The sequence below is a fragment of the Azotobacter chroococcum genome, assembly GCF_002220155.1.
GTDB lineage: Bacteria > Pseudomonadota > Gammaproteobacteria > Pseudomonadales > Pseudomonadaceae > Azotobacter > Azotobacter chroococcum.
The window spans coordinates 3,857,662-3,877,016 of sequence record NZ_CP011835.1 but is presented as its reverse complement, the minus strand read 5'-3'; the positions used below and the strand labels follow the sequence as shown (position 1 = coordinate 3,877,016).

Annotated in this window: 22 protein-coding genes and 1 pseudogene; 6 read left to right on the top strand and 17 right to left on the bottom strand. The window is 66.4% G+C overall.

Translation table 11 applies throughout. The annotated features are described in order from the left end of the window. Position 1 precedes the first annotated feature (1 nt). From ACG10_RS18085 to ACG10_RS18075, 3 genes and pseudogenes are all read left to right on the top strand, one after another. Positions 2–1,141, top strand: coding sequence for an eCIS core domain-containing protein (locus ACG10_RS18085; RefSeq protein WP_089169285.1), 1,140 nt, complete (start codon positions 2–4; stop codon positions 1,139–1,141). 179 nt (positions 1,142–1,320) lie between these two features. Further along, positions 1,321–1,473 carry a hypothetical protein gene (locus ACG10_RS23865; RefSeq protein ID WP_157731481.1) on the top strand — a complete coding sequence of 51 codons (153 nt, stop codon included), beginning with the start codon at positions 1,321–1,323 and terminating at the stop codon, positions 1,471–1,473. Between the two features lie 854 nt (positions 1,474–2,327). Then, a pseudogene (locus ACG10_RS18075) lies at positions 2,328–2,956 on the top strand (IS30 family transposase). Positions 2,957–3,401: 445 nt separating this feature from the next. On the opposite strand, the gene ACG10_RS23860 reads toward ACG10_RS18075, so the two are convergent. Then, positions 3,402–3,539, bottom strand: coding sequence for a hypothetical protein (locus tag ACG10_RS23860; protein ID WP_157731480.1), 138 nt, complete (start codon positions 3,537–3,539; stop codon positions 3,402–3,404). A 1,117-nt stretch (positions 3,540–4,656) separates the two neighbouring features. Here ACG10_RS23860 and ACG10_RS18070 point away from each other — a divergent pair. After that, positions 4,657–5,655 carry a patatin-like phospholipase family protein gene (locus ACG10_RS18070; protein WP_332460672.1) on the top strand — a complete coding sequence of 333 codons (999 nt, stop codon included), beginning with the start codon at positions 4,657–4,659 and terminating at the stop codon, positions 5,653–5,655. Between the two features lie 47 nt (positions 5,656–5,702). Here ACG10_RS18070 and ACG10_RS18065 read toward each other — a convergent pair whose 3' ends face one another. The 11 genes from ACG10_RS18065 to msrP form a co-directional block, all read right to left on the bottom strand. Continuing rightward, entirely contained in the window at positions 5,703–6,260 is a 558-nt protein-coding gene (locus ACG10_RS18065; RefSeq protein ID WP_198318967.1) for a DUF4136 domain-containing protein, read from the bottom strand. Between the two features lie 238 nt (positions 6,261–6,498). Beyond that, positions 6,499–7,101 carry a DUF4136 domain-containing protein gene (locus tag ACG10_RS18060; RefSeq protein WP_089169283.1) on the bottom strand — a complete coding sequence of 201 codons (603 nt, stop codon included), beginning with the start codon at positions 7,099–7,101 and terminating at the stop codon, positions 6,499–6,501. 63 nt (positions 7,102–7,164) lie between these two features. Next, the gene (locus ACG10_RS18055; protein WP_089169282.1) at positions 7,165–7,923 is read right to left on the bottom strand and encodes a methyltransferase domain-containing protein; all 759 of its coding nucleotides are present in this window, start codon (positions 7,921–7,923) and stop codon (positions 7,165–7,167) included. After that, positions 7,920–8,225, bottom strand: coding sequence for a MazG-like family protein (locus ACG10_RS18050; RefSeq protein WP_089169281.1), 306 nt, complete (start codon positions 8,223–8,225; stop codon positions 7,920–7,922). The genes ACG10_RS18055 and ACG10_RS18050 overlap by 4 nt, the downstream gene beginning before the upstream one ends. Before the next feature lie 76 nt (positions 8,226–8,301). Then, positions 8,302–9,399, bottom strand: a complete 1,098-nt coding sequence (locus ACG10_RS18045; RefSeq protein ID WP_089169280.1) for a type II asparaginase — start codon at positions 9,397–9,399, stop codon at positions 8,302–8,304. An 11-nt stretch (positions 9,400–9,410) separates the two neighbouring features. Then, positions 9,411–10,145: an amino acid ABC transporter ATP-binding protein gene (locus ACG10_RS18040; protein WP_089169279.1), complete on the bottom strand. Its 735-nt coding sequence runs from the start codon at positions 10,143–10,145 to the stop codon at positions 9,411–9,413. Continuing rightward, entirely contained in the window at positions 10,142–10,810 is a 669-nt protein-coding gene (locus tag ACG10_RS18035) for an amino acid ABC transporter permease (RefSeq protein WP_169531370.1), read from the bottom strand. Before ACG10_RS18035 ends, ACG10_RS18040 begins: the two co-directional genes overlap by 4 nt. After that, on the bottom strand, positions 10,807–11,550 hold the full coding sequence (locus tag ACG10_RS18030; protein WP_089169277.1) for an amino acid ABC transporter permease: 744 nt from the start codon (positions 11,548–11,550) through the stop codon (positions 10,807–10,809). The genes ACG10_RS18035 and ACG10_RS18030 overlap by 4 nt, the downstream gene beginning before the upstream one ends. 63 nt (positions 11,551–11,613) lie before the next feature. Further along, positions 11,614–12,525: a glutamate/aspartate ABC transporter substrate-binding protein gene (locus ACG10_RS18025; protein ID WP_089169276.1), complete on the bottom strand. Its 912-nt coding sequence runs from the start codon at positions 12,523–12,525 to the stop codon at positions 11,614–11,616. Between the two features lie 217 nt (positions 12,526–12,742). Next, positions 12,743–13,345 (bottom strand): protein-methionine-sulfoxide reductase heme-binding subunit MsrQ, encoded by a 603-nt coding sequence (gene msrQ, locus ACG10_RS18020; RefSeq protein WP_089169275.1) that lies wholly within the window; start codon positions 13,343–13,345, stop codon positions 12,743–12,745. After that, positions 13,345–14,355 carry a protein-methionine-sulfoxide reductase catalytic subunit MsrP gene (gene msrP, locus ACG10_RS18015; RefSeq protein WP_089169274.1) on the bottom strand — a complete coding sequence of 337 codons (1,011 nt, stop codon included), beginning with the start codon at positions 14,353–14,355 and terminating at the stop codon, positions 13,345–13,347. Before msrP ends, msrQ begins: the two co-directional genes overlap by 1 nt. Before the next feature lie 91 nt (positions 14,356–14,446). Between msrP and ACG10_RS18010 the strand changes: the two genes are divergently transcribed. Together ACG10_RS18010 and ACG10_RS18005 are read left to right on the top strand one after the other, a co-directional pair. Next, complete coding sequence (locus tag ACG10_RS18010; protein ID WP_089169273.1) at positions 14,447–15,211, top strand: SDR family NAD(P)-dependent oxidoreductase; 765 nt, start codon at positions 14,447–14,449, stop codon at positions 15,209–15,211. A 46-nt stretch (positions 15,212–15,257) separates the two neighbouring features. Further along, positions 15,258–16,445, top strand: a complete 1,188-nt coding sequence (locus ACG10_RS18005) for an acetyl-CoA C-acyltransferase (RefSeq protein ID WP_089169272.1) — start codon at positions 15,258–15,260, stop codon at positions 16,443–16,445. A gap of 40 nt (positions 16,446–16,485) precedes the next feature. Here the strand turns inward: ACG10_RS18005 and ACG10_RS18000 are convergent, their stop codons facing one another. The 5 genes from ACG10_RS18000 to ACG10_RS17985 all read right to left on the bottom strand — a co-directional run bounded on the left by ACG10_RS18000 (position 16,486) and on the right by ACG10_RS17985 (position 19,349). Continuing rightward, complete coding sequence (locus tag ACG10_RS18000; RefSeq protein WP_039805990.1) at positions 16,486–16,656, bottom strand: con-10 family general stress protein; 171 nt, start codon at positions 16,654–16,656, stop codon at positions 16,486–16,488. A gap of 224 nt (positions 16,657–16,880) precedes the next feature. After that, entirely contained in the window at positions 16,881–17,042 is a 162-nt protein-coding gene (locus ACG10_RS24170) for a hypothetical protein (protein WP_165493855.1), read from the bottom strand. A gap of 166 nt (positions 17,043–17,208) precedes the next feature. Further along, positions 17,209–18,363 (bottom strand): glutathionylspermidine synthase family protein, encoded by a 1,155-nt coding sequence (locus tag ACG10_RS17995; RefSeq protein WP_089169271.1) that lies wholly within the window; start codon positions 18,361–18,363, stop codon positions 17,209–17,211. Next, positions 18,363–18,929: a DUF1190 domain-containing protein gene (locus tag ACG10_RS17990; RefSeq protein WP_089169270.1), complete on the bottom strand. Its 567-nt coding sequence runs from the start codon at positions 18,927–18,929 to the stop codon at positions 18,363–18,365. The genes ACG10_RS17995 and ACG10_RS17990 overlap by 1 nt, the downstream gene beginning before the upstream one ends. A 6-nt stretch (positions 18,930–18,935) precedes the next feature. Next, positions 18,936–19,349 (bottom strand): DUF350 domain-containing protein, encoded by a 414-nt coding sequence (locus ACG10_RS17985; RefSeq protein WP_039805987.1) that lies wholly within the window; start codon positions 19,347–19,349, stop codon positions 18,936–18,938. Between the last annotated feature and the right edge of the window lie 6 nt (positions 19,350–19,355).

Here is a 19,355-nt window from a genome sequence, read left to right as displayed (position 1 = left end):
CATGGCAAGGCATTCGGCGATCATCCGCGGGTTGCGCGTGGCCGGCATCCTTCTCGCGCTCGCCATGAGCATGGGCGCGGCCGCCGGCGGCGGCGAGCCGGGCGGCGAAATCCTCGACGAGGCCGCCCCGCTGGAAGGCATCGGGCTCGACGAGCTGCATCGCCAGATCAAGGCGCTGATTCCGCCGTCGCAGACCTTCGGCGGCGTCGCCGAGATCAACGAGGCCCTGGCGCAGACCGGTGCGCCGGTGCTCCAGGAGATGATCGTCCATTCCCGCGACGAAGCGCTGCGCAATGGCGTGCAGCCGATGCCGCCGGACATCCGCCACCAGCTCACGGGCTTCCTGCCGGAGCGGGTGCTGAATGCGGCGCGCTACCGGGTGCAGGGCGGCGACGACTTTACCCTGCAGTGGAACCTGATTCGCTACGGCGAGGCCCAGGCCATCGCCCTCGATCACGTGGTGATCTTCAAGGAAACCAGCGACGCGCTCTACAACCCGACGCTCTGGGTGCACGAACTGACCCACGTCGACCAGTACCAGCGCTGGGGCATCCAGGAGTTCGCCATCCGCTACTTGCGGAACTACGAAGCCGTGGAGCGCGAGGCCTACGAGGCCGAGACGCGCTACGTCGCCTGGACGAGGCTGCACAACCGGCAGAAGCTGGCCGCCGCCGGCGACCCGACCGCGGAGCGCCCGGTCGGCGACGCGGCTGCCGACCGGGCGCTCGAACCCTTGCCCGCAAAAGTCGCCTCCAGTACCTGCGGCACGGCCGCCGCCACCTGCCGGGTCACGGGGTCCGGCTCCGTCGGCACGCCCTGCTGGTGCAACCTGCCGACGGGGGCGGCTGCCGGCGCGCTGGTGCCCGACCCGACGAACGACAACACCGCCCCGCCCGCGCTGCCGGCCAACGCCTGCACCAGCGCGCGCGGCACCTGCCCGCTGGCCGTCGAAATCGAGGAGGGCTCGCCCTGCACCTGCGTCATGCCCGAGGGCAGCTTCCCCGGCAGCGCCGAACGCAAAGGCCTAGGCGAGCGCTGCATGACCTACAGCGGCACCTGCCCACTGGCCAGGCCCCTGCTTTCCGGGGAGCCTTGCCACTGTCCGGGGCCGATGGGCGCGGTGGAGGGGCATGTGCAGTGAGAAGCGCTTGGCCATCCGCAAATGCCGTGCTGGAGTCCGTGCTCTTCGAGGCGCCGGTAGCCGCGGCGCGATATGGCCGGATCGGCGGGTATCTTGAGCCGGGTCGCCGCTCCAACCGGTAGTGGTCCGCGACCGATTGCGGGCTTTCACTTTCCAGTGGATTGTCCGGGGGACTAAAAATGGATTCTTTCTTCGGCTCTCGGAAATACGGTGATTTCAAAGTGCTGCCGGTACTTGCCGAGTTCGTGCCCGTGGCTGTTGGTTTCCACATGGTCGAGCGAGATCCTTATTGTGCGCAACTCCTCCCGCAGAAGGTCGATTTGTTCCTGTAGGTCGTTTTCCACTTCAAGTATCAAGTGGCCGATATAAAGAGTCGTCATCGAGACCAGAACGCAAGTAATCCATCTCAGAGTCATTAGTCATCCTGCACGCAGTTGAGATTTGCACGATTGATATAATGATTTTCGTGAAATCGTTGACCATGTTGTTTCTTCCCTTTCGCAGGCCGGTTTTTTTATTTTTGTTTGGTATTGTTGTCGATCCTTCGGGAAGCCATTGCGTTGGCAATGTTGGAGTTCTTCCCGGTTGCCTTTTGTTCGGCGTGCCTGGGATATGGCATGCCATACACTTCAGGCACGGACGTACTATCACGGCAATCGTTTGCCATGATTCCTACGCGAGGCCGGATTGATGCCTTGCTGCGGCATCCGTAGTCGCTTGGCTGCGACTGGCCATGGCATCAAATCATGGTTGACTCCTTCCCTGATATCGTAAGGATGGCCATGGGTGCTTATGGCCAATCACTATCGGCATAATATCGCGACGCTATAAAAGTGCCATATTTTCTGTGTTTTTTTGTTTGGCGTTGTCGATTTGACATTATTTTGACGCTTGTCGGGGCTGAACAGGGCCGCTGGGATGCATTCATGGGCCTGAGCCAGGGTTTTTTGCCCCAGGCGCTGCCATGAGCAGGCGAGCGATGCCTGGCGAGACCCGACGCGCGATGTCCTTCGAGCTGCCAGACAGGCGTTAATGGCGTTGCGCTATCACTGCCTGGGGGATCGAACAGCCAGGCTCGGACTTCCGCTTTCCTGTGGCGCTCGGGAAAACTGAGTGCAACATCCGACCGTTTCGGTAAGGTGTTGCCACGTCCTATCACGAACTCAGCGTCGCCGAACGCGCCACGATCCAGATTGGCCTGTTGAACAATTTCAGCCAGCGCAAGCTCGCCCGCCTGCTCAATCGCAGCCCTTCCACCGAATGCTTTGCGCCCGAACAGCTTGCCGGCAAGCTGCGCTCCATGGAGTTTCCCCAGTTCGAAGACGCCTACGTCTGTCGCGAGACGATTTACAACGCCATTATCAAGGGCAAGGCCAACGCTTCGGCGGTCGGCACCCTGGTCGAGCGCACCAGAGGCTACCTGATGCTGGTGAGGATGAACGATGCGACGGCGACCTCGGCAGTGGAAGGTTTCAGCGCCGCGCTGAGCCGCATGCCACTGGCGGTACGCAAGAGCATGACCTACGGACGGGAGATGGTGCGGTATGCACAAATCACCCAGAAGATTGGGGGGCGATCTACTTCTGCGATCCGCACAGCCCCTGGCAGCGCGGCAGCAACGAGAACATCAACGGCCTGATCCGCCAGTATCTGCCCAAAGGTACGGACCTGTCGGTCTACAGCCAGGAACAGCTGGATGCGATCGCCTATGAGCTGAACATCCGGCCGCGCAAACGCTTCGACTTCAAATGTCCGATCGAAGTCATGACGGAAGTAATGGCGAAGCAGCATGATGCGCCTGCTTCAACCCAGTAACCGTGTTGCACTCAGCTTCTGCAACCGCTGGGATTATTGAACTAATCAGATATGCCACTGGCTGGAGCCTGCGGCCACCTATAATGGCGCCTCGATTATCCCTGGGGGCAATATGTTGCAAGTGTGGGGCGGAACCCCGTGATCTTTAAGGCGCCCGGCAGCCGCGGAGTGATATATGCCGGATCGATATGCATCTTGAAGCTGATCGCCGGTTCAATCGTAGTGGTCCGCGGCCAGTTACGGGATTTTCTTCTCCTGTGAAGGGGGCGAGGGTTAAAAATGGATTCTTTTTTCGACTCTCGGAAACTCGGAGATTTCAAAATATTGCTGATGCTTGTGGAATGTAGAATTGTGGTTCCTGGTTTGTGTAATGTCGAGTGATGTCCTTGTTGCGCGCAACTCCTCCCTCAGGATGTTAATTTGTTCCTGCAGGTTGCTTTTTGCTTCAAGTATCAAGCAGTTGATACAGAGTGTTGCTATCAAGACCAAAGCACAAGTAATCCAGCCCTGAATCATCAGTCACCTTGCACGCAGTTGAGATTTGCACAATTGATGCAATGATTTTCATATAATCATCGATCATGCTGTTCCTCCCCTTCTAAGGCTAATTTTTGTTTGATGTTGTTATCGGTCTTTCAGAACTCGTTGAGTTGACAAGGCTCGAGGTTTTCCCTGTTCGCCTTTTACCGGCAAGCCTGAGCGTTGGCATGCCATCTGCCTCAGTACGCAGACGTACTGTCACGGCAATCATTTACCAGAATTTCTACGCGAGGCTGAGTTGATGCCCGGTATTGCGGCATCTCCAGATGCTTGGCTGCAACGGGTTATGGCGGAAAGACATGATTTACCCCTCCTCGCTGATGTCGCATTGATGGCCATAATCAGCTATGGCTAAACACTATTGCCATAGTATCGCAATGACATAAAAGTGCCATAGTGTCTGTTGTTTTTTTAAGCTGATGATGCCTATTTGATATTATTTTGGCGCTCGATGTCATTCAGGTGCTTCTGCGTAGCTGATGGAGTAGATGTATGTGCCCGAGTAGGTGGTTTGCGTAAAGCACAGCCATGAGCGGTGCAGTGTGCGGGCGGGCGATACCTGGTGAGCGCCGACGAACGATATCCCTCAATCGGGCAAACAGGCACTCATGGCATTATGCTGTCAATGTTTGAGGTGATCGAACAGCCTTGTTTGGGCTTTCGCTTGCCTGGGGCGCTCAGGGAAACAGGCCGCATAGGGTCTGCGATGCTGATGGCATGCCTTCGCGCTTATCGCCATCAGCAGGCCAGGTTGGCTCTTGCCGACAAGGAGAGGACTTGGAGTATTTACACCCGGTCACTTTTTCGAGTTGCCCACTGTTCCAATGGCACTTGGCTGTTATTGGGCCTTTCGGCGCACGTCAGTCATGCCCTGATTGAGTGCAGGCGGCATGCCTGTCAGCAAAGTACCTGGGCGGCAATAGTGGCGAATAGAAGCTTTCGGCTTCTCCTTATAACCGTCTGTCGGTATTTCCAGGATTTAGTAATATCGGAATGGATTTTAAGTAATATGTTTCACGTTTTGTGTCATTTATCGCCAATAAAAAGCGGGTCGGGTTGTCTGCGTGCGGCATTGCCCGGACCCATTCCTTTTGTCGCTGTTTTGGGGGGAAGCCATGCCTTCACCAGTACCAGGCAGGACATCACAGGGTCCCTTGCGTGTGGACCTTGCGCTGCAGGGAGGCGGTGCCCACGGAGCTTTTACCTGGGGCGTGCTCGACCGGCTGCTTGAAGAGCCGAAACTTCAACTGGATGGCATTTCCGGCACGTCGGCCGGAGCCATGAATGCGGCCGTTCTGGTGGACGGCTATGCCAAGGGCGGGGCGGAGGGGGCCCGTCGTGCGCTGGAGGCGTTCTGGCGCCGGGTGTCGAGGGCCTCGCAGTTCAGCCCCTTCCGGCGCGGCCCGCTCGATGTGCTGTTCGGGCGCTGGACCCTGGACTACTCGCCCACGTTCCTGACCATGGACATGGTCGCGCGGCTGTTCTCGCCCTACGACCTGAACCCGGGCGGGACCAACCCCCTGCGCACCATCCTCGCCGAATCCATCGATTTCGCGCATCTGGCCGACGGGCCGATCAAGCTGTTCGTGACCGCGACCAACGTGCGTACCGGCCGCGGACGGGTGTTCCGCAACACTGACCTGACGATCGATGCGCTGCTGGCGTCGGCCTGTCTGCCCAACCTGTTCCAGGCCATCGAGATCGACGGCGATGCCTACTGGGACGGCGGCTATGCTGGCAATCCGACCATCACCCCGCTGGTGCGCGAGTGCGAGTCGAGCGACACCATCCTGGTGCAGATCAATCCCATCGAGCGTCCCGGCACGCCGCGCTCGGCGCGCAACATCCTCAGCCGCCTCAACGAGGTCTCCTTCAACTCCGTGCTGCTCAAGGAGCTGAAGATGATCGCGCTGCTGCGTCAGATGGTCTGCCTGGGCGATGACGAAAGCGCGCGCTGGGCGTCGATGCGGATTCACCGCATCTCCAGCGACGTGCTGCTGGAACTGGGCTATTCCTCGAAGCTGAACGGGGAATGGGCGTTTCTGACCATGCTGCGCGACCAGGGACGACATGCGGCCGAGGGCTTCCTCGAGGCTCATCGCGCCGATCTGGGCCGGCGTTCGACCCTGGATCTGGATACCCTGCTGGAAGGGGTGTGACGGATAGGGCGCCGGCCGTCCGGCCGGCGCCCGCAGCCTCTACAGGCTCAATGCGGCGGGTACTGCGAGAGTACCTTGGTCACGGTTTCGCGGATCATCCGGGTGCGCTCGGCGGGGGAGTAGGGGCCGCTGCGCAGGGTCTGCTGGGCGCTGCCGCGCCAGACCAGCTTGTCGTCGCGGCTGTCGTAGAAGTCGATCTGCAGGGTGCCGACCTGGTAGTCGTAGGTGCGGGTCTCGCCATAGCCGGGGCCGCCCCAGTAGCCGTACCAGGGGTTGCCCCAGTAGCCGCCGGAGTAGGTGGTGACCTGGCTCTGGCGCTGGTCGACGATCAGCCAGACCTGCACCCGGAAGTCGCCCGTTTTGCCGGACGGCGCCTGGCGCAGGCCGCGCTGGTCGAGCTGGTCGGCCACGGCGGCGCGCATGCGCTGTTCGGTGAGGTCGCTTCTCAGGCGCGGGTCGGCGGGGCGGTACTGCAGCGCCGGCTCCTGCCAGCTCCAGGTGCGGTAGGCGCCGAAGTCGCGCTCGGGGTCGAAGTCGCGTTCGAGATGGACGCTCTGGCAGGCGGCGAGCAGCAGCAGGAGGGGCAGCAGCAGACGGGTTCGCATGGTGGTTTCTCCGGTGGCGGCGCGCGCGGCGGATCGACCGTCGCTGGCGTGGTTCCCCTCGCTCCGGCCGATTTCGCAGAGGGGGAAGGGCGGTGTCGCTGTCCAATCTAAAGTTTGTCATCAACCAATCTATAACCAATCGATGAGCAAGGATTTTTCCGAGGCGGTGCTGTTCGGAAAATTAACCATAACTGGTTGATATTCAAATATTTTTAAATATGGCAGGCACTGGCCATGGCTACGGCGGAAAGCCGTCCAGGGCACGGCGGGCCGCCTGGTGAAGAGCTTTGGCGCGGCCGGTCTGTCCGTCATCGACGCTGGCCTCGCCGCTGCCGCTCCACACCCGCTGGCCGTCGGCGCCGTCGATCAGCTCGACATGCACCACCAGCACCTGTTCCTGGTAGTGGCGGACGATGGGCACCGCGCCCCAGGCGCCGTAGCGGTCCCAGTAGTGGCCGTAGCCGTAGTAGCCGGCGAGGCTGCCGTAGTAATCCTCGTAGGCGCGGATGCGCCATTCCAGTTCCAGCCGCGCGGCGATCCGCAGGTCTGCCGTCGCGCCCGGACGGACCGGGCGCAGGCCGCGGCGGTCCAGTTCGGCGGACAGCGCTTCCTGCACCTGGCCGGCCTCCAGGCCGGCGCCGCCGCCCGGCGGGCGGTCGTCCAGCCAGGCCCAGTCGCGGTAGCCGGCGTAGTCCCGCGGGGCGGCCGGATAGACGCCGGGCTCGACGGCCCCGGCAGCCTCGGGCGCCGGGGGCAGGGGCGCGGACTCGGCGCGGTAGGGATTGGGGCTCCGGCAGGCGCCGAGCGCGAGGCAGAGCGTCAGTGCGGCTAGGCGGTGCATGGGGACTTCCTTTCGCCTCGCGGCCAGGTGCGTAGGCGGCGTGGCGAACGTTCTCCCTTCAGCTTAGCAAGCCGGCTGCGGCCGGCAGAGCCAGTGCAGGTAGCGGCCGAGGCCGGCGAAGGCCGGGTGGCGGCGGTAGGCCAGTTCCATTTCCAGCAGGTCGAGCAGTTCCGCCTTGGCCTGGAACTCCGCCGGCATGTAGTCGTGGAACACCCGCACACCGCTTTCGCTGTCGATCTGCCAGGCGCTTTCCATCGCGGCCTTCAATTCGCGCGGGTCGAGCGGGCGCTGCGGGGTCAGGCTGCGCCCTTCGCCGGCGAAGCGTTCCTTGCGCAGCTTGCGGAAGTGGCCCTTGAGCAGGTTGCGGTAGATCAGCGCGTCCTTGTTGTAGAAGGCCAGCGACAGCCAGCCACCGGGCGCGGTGAGCTGGTGCAGCACGGGGAGGATATGGTGCGGCTCGGCCAGCCATTCCAGTACGGCGTGGCAGAGCACCAGATCGAAGGGTTCGTCGAGCCGGCCGAGCAGTTCCTGCCAGGGCGCCTGGAGGAAGGTGGCGGGCTGGCCGGCGGCGGCGAAGCGTTCGCGGGCGGCGTCGAGCATCGGCGCGGCCGGCTCGGCGAGGGTCACCTGGTGGCCGCGTTCGGCCAGCCAGAGCGCCATGTGGCCGAGCCCGGCACCGACGTCGAGCACCCGCAGCGGACGTTCCGGCAGCGCCTCGCTCAGATCGGCCTGGAGCACGGCGAGACGGATCGCACCCTTGGCGCCGCCGTAGATCTTCTCGGCGAAACGCAGGGCCAGGTCGTCGAAGTGGCGGTCGCTCATCGGGCGAAGCGCCGTTCGCTGTCGGCCAGCTTGGCGCGCACCACCTCATCCATATCCAGGCCGAGTTCGGCGCAGAGCAGCAGGAGGTAGAGGACCACGTCGCCGATCTCCTGGCCGGCATGGGCCAGCTGGTCGGCGGGCAGGGCGCGGGATTCGTCCTCGCTCTGCCACTGGAAGATTTCCACCAGCTCGGCCATTTCCACGCTGGCGGCCATCGCCAGGTTCTTCGGGCTGTGGAAGCGTCGCCAGTCGTTGGCGTCGCGGATGGCATGCAGGCGGCGGGTGAGTTCGGCGGTGTTCATGGCGGGGCTCCGGCTCAAAGGCGCATAGCTTCGACCCGCAGCGGGCGGGCCGCAAGTGCGGCACCGCCCGCGTCGCTCAGTATTCCCAGAAGATCCGCTGCAGCTCCTGGCTGTCCTGGGTTTTGCTCAGGGCGACCATGGCGAGGATGCGCGCCTTCTGCGGGTTGAGGTCGTGGGCGACCAGCCAGTCGTACTGGTCGTCCGGTTGCTCGGCGTTGCGCAGGACGAAGCCGCCCTGGTCGGCGCGCGAGGCGCGGATGATCTGCAGCCCCTCCTTGCGCAGCGCCCGCAGGGCCGGCACCACGGGGGCGGCGACCGAGCCGTTGCCGGTGCCGGCATGCACGATCGCCCTGGCCCCGGCGCCGGCGAAGGCCCGGTAGGCGGTGTCGTCGAGGTTGCCGTAGGCGTAGGCGATGTCCACCCGCGGCAGGCTGGCGATCTGCCGGATGTCGAACTCGGAATTCAGGGTGTGGCGCTTGGCCGGCAGGCGGAACCAGTAGCTTTTGCCTTCGACCACCATGCCCAGCGGCCCCCAGGGGCTCTTGAAGGCTTCGGTCTTGATGTTCAGCGCCTTGCTGACATCGCGCCCGGAGTGGATCTCGTCGTTCAGGGTCACCAGCACGCCCTTGCCGTGCGCCTGCGGATTGCCGGCCACGGCGACCGCGTTGTAGAGGTTGAGCGCGCCGTCGGCGGACAGGGCGGTGCCCGGGCGCATGGAGCCAACCAGCACGATGGGCTTGTCGGTGCGCTCGACCAAGGTGAGGAAGTAGGCGGTTTCCTCCAGGGTGTCGGTGCCGTGGGTGATGACGATGCCCTCGACCTCGGGATTCTCGGCCAGCTCGGCGACGCGCCGGCCGAGCGCCAGCAACTGCTCGTTGCCGAAGCTTTCCGAGGCGAGCTGGAGGACCTGCTCGCCGCGCACCGCGGCCAGCTCGGCGAGTTGCGGCACGCCGGCGAGCAACTGCTCGACCGGGACCCTGGCCGCCTGGTAGGTGGCGCTGTTGGCGGCACTGGCGCCGGCGCCGGCGATGGTGCCGCCGGTGGCGAGGATCACCACCCGCGGCAGCTGGCGCGGCGTTTCGGCCGGCGCGGGCTCTTCGGCGTGCAGGCCGGGCGGGAGCAGCAGGGTCAGGGCGAAGAGGGCCGGGCCGAGGGCGTTCAGAAGGTGCTTCATGGCTGGCTGCCTCAGTGCGGGAGGATCTTGGCGAGGAACTGCCGGGCACGCTCGCTGCGCGCCGAGATGTCGCCGAAGAATGCCTCGGTGGCGCAATCCTCGACGATGCTGCCGCTGTCCATGAAGATCACCCGGTTGGCGACCTTGCGGGCGAAGCCCATCTCGTGGGTCACGCACATCATGGTCATGCCTTCCTGGGCGAGCTGGACCATCACGTCGAGCACCTCGTTGACCATTTCCGGGTCGAGCGCCGAGGTCGGCTCGTCGAACAGCATCACCACCGGGTCCATGGCCAGCGCGCGGGCGATCGCCACGCGCTGCTGCTGGCCGCCGGAGAGCTGGCCGGGATGCTTGTGGGCGTGGGCCTTGAGGCCGACGCGGTCGAGCAGCGCCAGGCCCTTCTCGGTGGCTTCCGCCTTGTCGCGGCCGAGCACCTTGATCTGCGCGAGGGTCAGGTTCTCGGTGACCGTCAGGTGGGGGAACAGCTCGAAGTGCTGAAAGACCATGCCGACCCGGGCGCGCAGCTTCGGCAGGTCGGTCTTCGGAGCGGCGAGGGAGGTGCCGTCGACGACGATGTCGCCCTGCTGGAAGGGCTCCAGGGCGTTGACGCACTTGATCAGGGTGGACTTGCCGGAGCCGGACGGCCCGCAGACCACCACCACCTCGCCCTTCTGCACCTCGGTGGTGCAGTCGCTGAGGACCTGGAAGTCCCCATACCACTTGCTGACGTTGCGGATCGAAATCATGGGGTTAACCTTTTCTGCAGACGCTTGACCAGCTGCGAGGCGGCGAAGCTGACGATGAAATACACCAGGCCGGCGACGAGCAGGAATTCGTGGGGCTGGCCGACGATGTCGCCGCGCGAGCGGGCGGCGTTGAGGAAGTCCATCAGGCCCACGCTGTAGACCAGCGAGGTGTCCTGGAAGAGGATGATGCTCTGCTGCAGCAGCAGCGGGGTCATCTTGCGGAACGCCTGGGGCAGGATGATCAGGCGCATGCTCTGCCCGTAGGTCATCCCCAGCGCCTGGGCGGCGCTCATCTGACCGCGCGGGATGGACTGGATGCCGGCGCGGACGATCTCGCAGAAGTAGGCCGCCTCGAACATCACGAAGGCCACCAGGCAGGAGGCGAAGGCGCCCACCGGGGTGTCCTCGCCGGTGATCTCGCGCAGCACGAAGGGCACCGCGAAGTAGAACCAGGTGATCACCAGGAGCAGCGGGATGGAGCGGAAGTAGTTGACGTAGGTAGCGGCGATGCCGGCCAGCAGCGGGTTGTGCGAAAGGCGCAGCATCGCCAGCAGGGTGCCCAGCAGCACGCCGCCGAGCACGCCGAGCACGAGCAGCAGCAGGGTGGTCTGCATGCCCTCCCAGAGCGCCGGCAGCGCGGCGGGGATCGAGCTGAAATCCATCACTTGCCTCCTGCGATCAGGCCCGGCACCGCGACCTTCTTCTCGATCCGGCGCATGATGAGCATCAGGCTCATGTTCAGGGTGAAGTAGATCAGCGTGGCCAGGGTGAAGGCCTCGAACAGGTTGGCGGAGAACTCCGCGGTCTGCTTGGTCTGCGCCAGCAGCTCCATCAGGCCGATCAGCGAGGCCACCGAGGAGTTCTTGAAGATGTTGAGGAATTCCGAGGTCAGCGGCGGGATGATGATCCGGAAGGCCTGCGGCAGCAGCACCTGGTGATAGATCTGGCCGGTCCGCAGGCCCAGCGCCAGGGCGGCGGCGGTCTGTCCCCTGGGCAGCGCCTGGATGCCGGTGCGCACCTGCTCGCAGACCCGCGCGGCGGTGAACAGGCCGAGGCACACCACCACGCTGAGGTAGGCCGAGGTGGCCGGGCTGAGGTCCTGCTTGAACCACAGTTCAAGCGGCTCGGGCAGCAGGTCCGGCACCAGGAAGTACCAGATGAACAGCTGCACCAGCAGCGGCACGTTGCGGAACAGCTCCACGTAGGCGGTGGCCAGGCCGGACAGCCAGCGGTTCGGCAGGGTGCGCAGCACGCCGAGCAGCGAGCCGAGCAGCAGGGCGAAGATCCAGCCGGCCAGGGCGACGGCGACGGTCCAGCCGAGGCCGGCGACGAACCAGTCGAGGTAGATCTCGTCGCCGATGCCGGTGGATCTGAGAAACACGCCCCAGTCCCAGTTGTAATCCATGGAGTTTTCTCTCTGTCGAGCGGGGGGAGGCCCTGCGCGGCGTGTTTCCGCGCAGGACGCGGGTTACATCTCTTCGGCCGACTTGTCGGTCGGGACTTCGATCAGCTTCTTCAGCTCGTCGCTCATCGGGAAGTTGAGGTTCAGGCCCTTGGGCGGAATCGGCTGGAGGAACCACTTGTCGTAGATGGCGTTGATCTCGCCCGAGCGGTAGGTGGCGATGAGCGCATCGTCGACCGCTTTCTTGAAGGCCGGATCGCCCTTGCGCAGCATGCAGGCGTAGATCTCGAAGGACTGCGGCGTGCCGACCACCGCCCAGTCGTCGGGCTTCCTGGCCTTGGCCATTTCGCCGTAGAGCAGGGCGTCGTCCATCATGAAGGCCGCCGCGCGGCCGGATTCGAGCATCAGGAAGGATTCGCCGTGGTCCTTGGCGGCGATGATGCTCATGCCCATCTGCTTCTCGACGTTCATCGAGCGCAGTAGGCGCTCGGAGGTGGTGCCGGCGGTGGTCACCACGTTCTTGCCCTTGAGGTCGGGGAAGTCCTGGATGCCGGAGGTCTTCTTGGTCAGCAGGCGGGTGCCGACCTCGAAGATGCCCACCGAGAAGGCGACCTGCTGCTGGCGTTCCGGGTTGTTGGTGGTGGAGCCGCATTCGAGGTCGACGGTGCCGTTCTGCACCAGCGGAATGCGGCTCTGCGAGGTGACCAGGGTGTAGCGAACCTTCAGCTCGGGCAGGCCGAGCTGCTGCTTGATCGCCTCGACCACCTTGAGCTGCAGGTCGTGGGAATAGCCGATCGGCTCGCGGGAAGTGCCGCCCAGGTAGGAAAAGGGGATGGAGGCGTCGCGGTGGCCCAGGGTGATGGTGCCGGTGTCCTTGATCTTCTTCAGCGTGCCGCTGAGTTCTTCCGCGGCGACGGCCGGGCCGGACGACAGGGCGACGGCCAGGGCGCTGCCCAGCAGGCAGGAGGCGATGCGCATGAGAGGTTCCTCTACTCGTTGTTTTGGCTGAGGGCGACAGCCCGATCCCTCGGGGAGGCTCTGCCGCCTGGCTTCAAGTCTAAGGGCAGAATGCGTGCCAGTCGGACAGAATGCCGGATTTTATTTTATCTGCATGATTCCAAAGGGCTTTTTCCGAGGCAGGTAGGGCGGGTGAAACCCGCCGGACATGCACCGGGATCGGCGGGTTTCCCCCGCCCTACGGGGCGCCGCCGGCCCTACGGCCGAGCCGCCGCCCCACGCCGGGCAGGCGCAGGGCCAGCAGGAGCAGTGCCCAGGCGCAATACAGCAGCCACTGGCCGATGTCCGAGCGGACCACCCAGAGCATGTGCAGCAGCGCCAGGCCGAGGGCAGCGTAGGCCAGGCGGTGCAGGTGTTTCCAGCGGCGCCCCAGGCGGCGCATGCTGAAGCGGTTCGAGGTGAGGGCGAGCGGCAGCAGGGCGCACCAAGTCAGCGCGCCGACCAGGATGTAGGGACGCTTGCGCAGCTCGTCGCCGAGCTGGGCGAAATCCAGGCCGAGGACGAAGACCAAGTAGGCGCTCAGGTGCAGGCAGGCGTAGGCGAAGCACCACAGGCCGAGCTGGCGGCGCACCAGCGCCCAGCCGCTCCAGTGCGTGGCGCGCTGCAGCGGGGTCAGGCAGAGGGTCAGCAGCAGGAGGATCAGGGCACCCTGGCCGAGGCGTTCGAGCAGCACCTTGCCCGGGTCCGGGCCGAGGGCGAAGGTCCACGCCTGGTACAGCCAGAAGGGCGGCGGCAGCAGGGCCGCGACGAACACGCAGACGCGCCAGAGCGGATGCTTCATCAGTAGTCCTTGCTCAGGTCCATGCCGGCATAGAGGCCGGCGACTTCCTCGGCGTAGCCGTTGAACATTACCGTATCGCGCAGGTTGGGGCTGAACAGGCTGTTCGGCAGGCGCCGTTCGCGCTTCTGCGTCCAGCGCGGGTGATCGACGCTGGGGTTGACGTTGGCGTAGAAGCCGTATTCCCCGGGCGCCCGGTTCTGCCAGCTGGTGAAGGGCTGGCGTTCGGTCAGGCTGATGCGCACGATCGACTTGATGCTCTTGAAACCGTACTTCCAGGGCACCACCAAACGCAGCGGCGCACCGTTCTGGTTGGGCAGCACGCGGCCGTACATGCCCACCGCGAGGAGGGTCAGCGGGTGCATCGCCTCGTCGAGGCGCAGGCCCTCGCGGTACGGCCAGTCGAGCAGGGCGAAGCGCGAGCGCTGGCCGGGCATGTGCTCGGGGTCGACCAGGGTCTCGAAGGCCACGTATTTCGCATTGCCGGTGGGCTCGGCGCGCTTGAGCAGATCGCCGAGGGGAAAGCCCAGCCAGGGAATCACCATCGACCAGGCCTCCACGCAGCGCAGGCGGTAGATGCGCTCCTCCAGCGCGTGCGGGCGAACCAGCTCCTCCAGGCCATACTGGCCCGGCTTGCCGACTTCGCCGTCGATCCGCACCGTCCAGGGCTCGGTGGGCAGCTGGCCGGCGTTCGCCGCCGGATCGCCCTTGTCCGGGCCGAACTCGTAGAAGTTGTTGTAGTGGCTGGCGTCTTGATACGGCGTGAGCGCCTCGCCCGGCGCCTCGATCGCCTGCCAGCGGGTATCCGGCAGCTTCTCGGTGAACCAGGCGGGCGGCCGGCCCGGTTCGACGCCGGCGTAGCGCGCGGTCTCGGCGCTGGCCCAGGCGGGCAGGGCGGCGGCGCCCAGCGCCACGGCCCCGGCGCCGAGCAAGCGCCGGCGCGACAGGTAGACGGGCTCCGGGGTGATCTCGGAGGGCGGGCAGTGCGAGCGGGGCGGGATCTGGATCAGCATGGTCGGCCTCTCGGACGGAGCCGGCGCGCGGGGCTCGGCACGCCGGGCTGGAGCAAGGCTAGACTTTACGGCAGGACAGGGAGGAAAGCCCATGCAGATCAGGGACAGCGTGTGCGTGGTGAGCGGGGGAAGCTCCGGACTGGGGGCGGCGACGGCGCGGCTGATCGTCGAGCGGGGCGGCAGGGTGCTGCTGGCGGACGTCAACCGCGAGGCCGGCGCCGCGCTGGCCGCCGAGCTGGGCGAGCAGGCGCGCTTCGTGGCCACCGACGTGACCAGCGCCGACAGCGCCCGCGCCTGCTTCGCCGCCGCCGTCGGCATGGGCAGCCTGCGCGGCCTGGTGAACTGTGCCGGCATCGCCCCGGCGGAGAGGCTGGTCGGGCGCGAGGGGCCGCACTCCCTGGAGACGTTCGCGCGTACCCTGGAGATCAACCTGCTGGGCAGCTTCAACATGATCCGCCTGGCCGCGGCGATCATCCGCGATGTCGAGCCGGACGCCGACGGCGAGCGCGGGGTGATCGTCAACACCGCCTCGGTGGCGGCCTTCGACGGGCAGATCGGCCAGGCCGCCTATGCCGCCTCCAAGGGCGGCGTGGTGGCGATGACCCTGCCGCTGGCCCGCGAACTCGGCCGCCACGCCATCCGGGTCATGTGCATCGCCCCCGGGATCATGGAAACCCCGATGCTGCTGGGCATGCCGGCCGAGGTGCAGGCCTCGCTGGGCCAGATGGTGCCGTTTCCGGCGCGGCTGGGCCGGCCCGCGGAGTTCGCCGCGCTGGTGGAGCACATCTTCGCCAACCCCTACCTGAACGGCGAGGTCATCCGCCTGGACGGCGCGATCCGCATGGCTGCCCGTTAGGGGCTCCACTCCTTCTTTTGCCAATCACTGATAGCGAGGGCCTCCCATGTCCCAAGATCCGGTTGTCATCGTTTCCGCCGCCCGCACGCCGCTCGGCGCCTTCCAGGGCGAACTCTCCGGGCTGAGCGCTCCAGAGCTGGGCGGCGTCGCCGTGCGTGCGGCGCTGGAGCGGGCCGGCGTCGCCGGCGAGCGGGTGCAGGAGCTGTTTCTCGGCTGCGTGCTGCCCGCCGGCCTCGGCCAGGCGCCGGCCCGCCAGGCGGCGATCGCCGCCGGCCTGCCGCTGTCGGTCGGCTGCACCACGGTCAACAAGGTCTGCGGCTCCGGGATGAAGGCCGCCATGCTGGCCCACGACCTGCTGCTCGCCGGCAGCGCTGAGGTCATGCTGGCCGGCGGCATGGAGTCGATGAGCAACGCACCCTACCTGCTGCCCGGCGCGCGCGGCGGCTACCGGCTCGGACACCGGCAGGCGCTCGACCACATGTTCTTCGACGGCCTGGAGGATGCCTACTTCGACCGCGGCCGGCTGATGGGCACCTTCGCCGAGGACTGCGCGGCCAGCTACGGCTTCAGCCGCGAGGCGCAGGACGCCTGGGCGATCGCCTCGACATGCCGTGCCCGGGCGGCCATCGAATCCGGCGCCTTCGCCTGGGAGATCACGCCGGTGACGCTAACCGGGCGCCGCGGCGAGGTGCGGGTCGAGCACGACGAACAGCCGTCGAAGGTCCGTCTGGAGCGGATTCCCGAACTCAAGCCGGCCTTTCGCGAGGGCGGCACGGTGACCCCGGCCAACTCCAGCTCGATCTCCGACGGCGCCGCCGCGCTGCTGCTGATGCGCCGCTCCACGGCCGGGCGGCTCGGGCTGGCGCCGCTGGCGACCGTGGTCGGCCATGCCAGCCATGCCCATGAGCCGCGATTGTTCCCGACCGCGCCGGTCGGCGCCATGCAGAGTCTGCTGGAGCGGACCGGCTGGACGGTCGGCGAGGTCGATCTGTGGGAGATCAACGAGGCCTTCGCGGTGGTGACCTTGGCGGCGATCCGCGACCTGGCGCTCGATCCGCAGCGGGTCAACGTCCATGGCGGTGCTTGCGCCCTGGGACATCCGATCGGCGCGAGCGGTGCGCGGATCCTGGTCAGTCTGCTGGGCGCCCTGCGGCGCAGCGGCGGGCGGCGCGGTATCGCCAGCCTGTGCATCGGCGGTGGCGAGGCGACGGCGATGGCCGTGGAAATGGCCTGACAGGCAGGAGCCTGGCGCTCCCGCCTGTGGGCCAGGACAGTCAGTGTCGACCGCCGCCGTGACTGTTGCGGCCCCCCTTGCGGCCGGCCTCGGAGGCTTTCTTCGGATCGTTGGCAAAGTTGCCGCCACTGTTGTGCCCACCCTTGCGGCCGGCCGCGGCGGCCCGTTCGGGGTCGTTGGCGAAGTTTCCGGGATTGGCGTGTTTGGGCATGGCCTCTCTCCTTGCGTGCTGATGGGGTGCGCAGTCTGGGCGAGCGACGAGCGCCTGGCTGCACAGTTACTGAGAGAGGCCCACTGGCAGAGTTCCGGTTTTTCCGGCGAAGGGTCGGGCAACGGATGGACGGTAGCGGCGGGTACGACGAGCGGTCGGCGGGATCGGGAGAGCCGGCGGTGGAGTTGGCTCCCGCGCGGGCGCGGGAGCCACGAGGGGACGGGCTATTTGCTCAGGCGCCAGGTGCGCCGCGGCTTGTCCGAGCGTGACAGGCGCCAGTCGCCCGGGACGCGGGGCTGGGAGGTCTCCAGCAGGTCTTCGCAGCTGTGGATTTCCAGCCCGGGTTCGAGGTGTTTCTTCGGGTCGAGTGTGGTGTTCTTCTTCATGTTGTTCACCTGTAAGTGCCCAGTAAATGACGGCGCCGGTAGCGCATTTGTTAGCTGCCTGTTGTTTTCCTGTCTAGCTGGCGGGGCGTCGGCTGTCAAAACGCGGCTGACCGGCGGAGGCCGTGGCTGAACCGGCCGGCTCGTCTCGGCCGGGCGAGGGCGGCGCTCAGTCGAGGATGAAGTGCGGCAGGAAGCGCGAGCTGTCCTGGGTGATCGGGCTGGCGTCCTCGCGGATGCCGATGCCGCAGGCGCGGTCGCCCACCACCCAGCTGCCGATCACCGGGTGCTGGCCGGCGAAGCAGGGCAGCAGGTGGCAGGCCTGGCGCACCGCGGCGCCGCCGTAGGGGCCGGGCACGCAGAGATGCAGGCCGTCCGCGGCGTGCAGCTGGATGTTGGCGCCCTCGCGGGAGAACAGCGGCTTGCGCACCCAGCCGGCAGGCAGAATAGCTTCGGGCTCGGCGTCGAAGAACGCCGGCAGCAGGTTGGGATGGCCGGGATGGCGCTCCCAGAGCAGAGCGAGGATGCCCTTGTTGCTCAGCACGGCCTTCCACGGCGGTTCGATGAAGCGCGTGAAGGCGCCGGCGATGCGCGGGCCGAAGTCCTCTTCCAGCAGGAACTCCCAGGGGTAGAGCTTGAACAGCGTGGGGATGTGCCGCTCGTCCAGGTCGACGAAGCCGCCGGCGCGGTCCAGGCCGATGTCCTCGAGGGCGATGTGGCGGGCGTCGTGGCCGGCCTGGGTGGCGATGTCGCGCAGGTAGTCGATCGTGCCGCGATCCTCCAGGGAGTCGCGCACGCTGGCGAAGTACAGCGGCTGCTGCACGGCGAGGCCGGCGAAGCGCTCGAACAGGCATTCCTGGATCGAATTGAACTGGTCGGCGGCGGCAGGCAGCTCGCCGCTGAGGCGCAGCTGCTCCAGCCACAGCCACTGGAAGAAGGCCGCCTCGTAGAGGGCGGTGGGCGTGTCGTAGTTGAGTTCGAGCAGCTTGGCCGGGCCCTGGCCGTCGTAGGCCAGGTCCAGCCGCCCGTAGAGGTGCGGCTCGCGGCGCCGCCAGCTGGCGGCCAGGTGCTCGCGGAAGAAGGCGGGCACGCCGAGACGCTCGAGCAGCGCCTCGCTGGCGACGACCTCCTCGACCAGCGCCAGGCTCATGGCGTGCAGTTCCTCGGTCGGCGCCTCGAGATCCTCCTCGATCTGCCGCAGGGAGAAGCGGTAGGCGGCGCTTTCGTCCCAGTAGGGTTCGCCGTCGAAGGTGTGGAAGGCGAAGCCCAGCCGTTCGGCCTGGGCGCGCCAGTCCGGGCGCTCGCGCAGGGCGATCCGCTGCATCAGCTGCCGAAGCTCGACAGGCGGGCGGCGCTCTTGCCGAAGCCGCCGCGGCTGACCACGCTCGGCGCCGGGCTGCGGGTGACGTCGGCGTCGACGTGGGTCAGGCCCTCGCGCGAGCCGACCCACAGGTTGTCGGCGCTGCGAAAGTGCTGCGCATCGTCGAGGCTGCGGTACAGCGGCTGGCTGGCGAAGGTGCGCCGGGCACTGCCCCCGCCGGCCGTGCCGCCGCCACTGCCGCTCTGCTCCTCGCGTGGCGGTTCGCGGCCCACCAGGTAGCCGGCCATCAGCGGCATGTACAGGCCGGTGTTGTAGGGGGCGGGCTCGCAGCGGCCGGCGCCGAAGTCGGTCTCGCAGTCGCCGCGCCAGCGGTAGCGCGGCGCGCTCTGCAGATGGGCGGCGCGGGCCAGCTCGAACTCGTGCTGGCAGATCGAGCGGTCGAAGACCGCGGCGGCGATGCACGAGGCCGGGTCGCGGTACAGGTAGCCGGGGCGCGACGGTTCGCAGCCGGCGAGCATCAGCGGGGTGCTGCCGATCAGCACCAGGCGCAGGGTTCTGCTGCGCTTCATGCCCGCTCAGCCCTTCATGGCCGCGGCATTCAGCACGCCGACGGCGACGGAGACCAGGGCCACCAGGATGGCGCTGGCCATTTCGTTGTCGCTGATGCGCCGGCCCAGATCGGGGACCAGAAGGCGCAGCAGGCAGAAGGTGACCAACTGGACGAGCAGCGCCACCAGGGCCCAGAGCAGGAAGTCGAACAGGCTGACCGACTCGCGCATGGCGCTGGCCAGCGGCAGGACGAAGCCGAGCAGGCTGCCGCCGAAGGCCAGCGCGGCGGCCGGCACGTTGGCGCGGATCAGTCGCCACTCGCGATGCGGGGTGAGGGTGGTGTAGATCAGGCCGAACAGGACCAGCAGGAGCGCGCCCAGGCCGAAATAGAGTACGAAGGCCGGCAGCCCGGCGAGGTAGAAGGCAATGGCATCGGGCATCGGGGC

What these genes read in the sequence shown, in the direction of transcription:
- ACG10_RS18085 (WP_089169285.1), top strand. Translation starts at nt 2, where the DNA reads ATGGCAAGGCATTCGGCGATCATCCGCGGGTTGCGCGTGGCCGGCATC.
- ACG10_RS23865 (WP_157731481.1), top strand. Translation starts at nt 1,321, where the DNA reads ATGGATTCTTTCTTCGGCTCTCGGAAATACGGTGATTTCAAAGTGCTG.
- ACG10_RS23860 (WP_157731480.1), bottom strand. Translation starts at nt 3,539, where the DNA reads ATGATCGATGATTATATGAAAATCATTGCATCAATTGTGCAAATCTCA.
- ACG10_RS18065 (WP_198318967.1), bottom strand. Translation starts at nt 6,260, where the DNA reads ATGCGAACCCGTCTGCTGCTGCCCCTCCTGCTGCTGCTCGCCGCCTGC.
- ACG10_RS18060 (WP_089169283.1), bottom strand. Translation starts at nt 7,101, where the DNA reads ATGCACCGCCTAGCCGCACTGACGCTCTGCCTCGCGCTCGGCGCCTGC.
- ACG10_RS18055 (WP_089169282.1), bottom strand. Translation starts at nt 7,923, where the DNA reads ATGAGCGACCGCCACTTCGACGACCTGGCCCTGCGTTTCGCCGAGAAG.
- ACG10_RS18050 (WP_089169281.1), bottom strand. Translation starts at nt 8,225, where the DNA reads ATGAACACCGCCGAACTCACCCGCCGCCTGCATGCCATCCGCGACGCC.
- ACG10_RS18045 (WP_089169280.1), bottom strand. Translation starts at nt 9,399, where the DNA reads ATGAAGCACCTTCTGAACGCCCTCGGCCCGGCCCTCTTCGCCCTGACC.
- ACG10_RS18040 (WP_089169279.1), bottom strand. Translation starts at nt 10,145, where the DNA reads ATGATTTCGATCCGCAACGTCAGCAAGTGGTATGGGGACTTCCAGGTC.
- ACG10_RS18030 (WP_089169277.1), bottom strand. Translation starts at nt 11,550, where the DNA reads ATGGATTACAACTGGGACTGGGGCGTGTTTCTCAGATCCACCGGCATC.
- ACG10_RS18025 (WP_089169276.1), bottom strand. Translation starts at nt 12,525, where the DNA reads ATGCGCATCGCCTCCTGCCTGCTGGGCAGCGCCCTGGCCGTCGCCCTG.
- msrQ (WP_089169275.1), bottom strand. Translation starts at nt 13,345, where the DNA reads ATGAAGCATCCGCTCTGGCGCGTCTGCGTGTTCGTCGCGGCCCTGCTG.
- msrP (WP_089169274.1), bottom strand. Translation starts at nt 14,355, where the DNA reads ATGCTGATCCAGATCCCGCCCCGCTCGCACTGCCCGCCCTCCGAGATC.
- ACG10_RS18010 (WP_089169273.1), top strand. Translation starts at nt 14,447, where the DNA reads ATGCAGATCAGGGACAGCGTGTGCGTGGTGAGCGGGGGAAGCTCCGGA.
- ACG10_RS18005 (WP_089169272.1), top strand. Translation starts at nt 15,258, where the DNA reads ATGTCCCAAGATCCGGTTGTCATCGTTTCCGCCGCCCGCACGCCGCTC.
- ACG10_RS18000 (WP_039805990.1), bottom strand. Translation starts at nt 16,656, where the DNA reads ATGCCCAAACACGCCAATCCCGGAAACTTCGCCAACGACCCCGAACGG.
- ACG10_RS24170 (WP_165493855.1), bottom strand. Translation starts at nt 17,042, where the DNA reads ATGAAGAAGAACACCACACTCGACCCGAAGAAACACCTCGAACCCGGG.
- ACG10_RS17995 (WP_089169271.1), bottom strand. Translation starts at nt 18,363, where the DNA reads ATGCAGCGGATCGCCCTGCGCGAGCGCCCGGACTGGCGCGCCCAGGCC.
- ACG10_RS17990 (WP_089169270.1), bottom strand. Translation starts at nt 18,929, where the DNA reads ATGAAGCGCAGCAGAACCCTGCGCCTGGTGCTGATCGGCAGCACCCCG.
- ACG10_RS17985 (WP_039805987.1), bottom strand. Translation starts at nt 19,349, where the DNA reads ATGCCCGATGCCATTGCCTTCTACCTCGCCGGGCTGCCGGCCTTCGTA.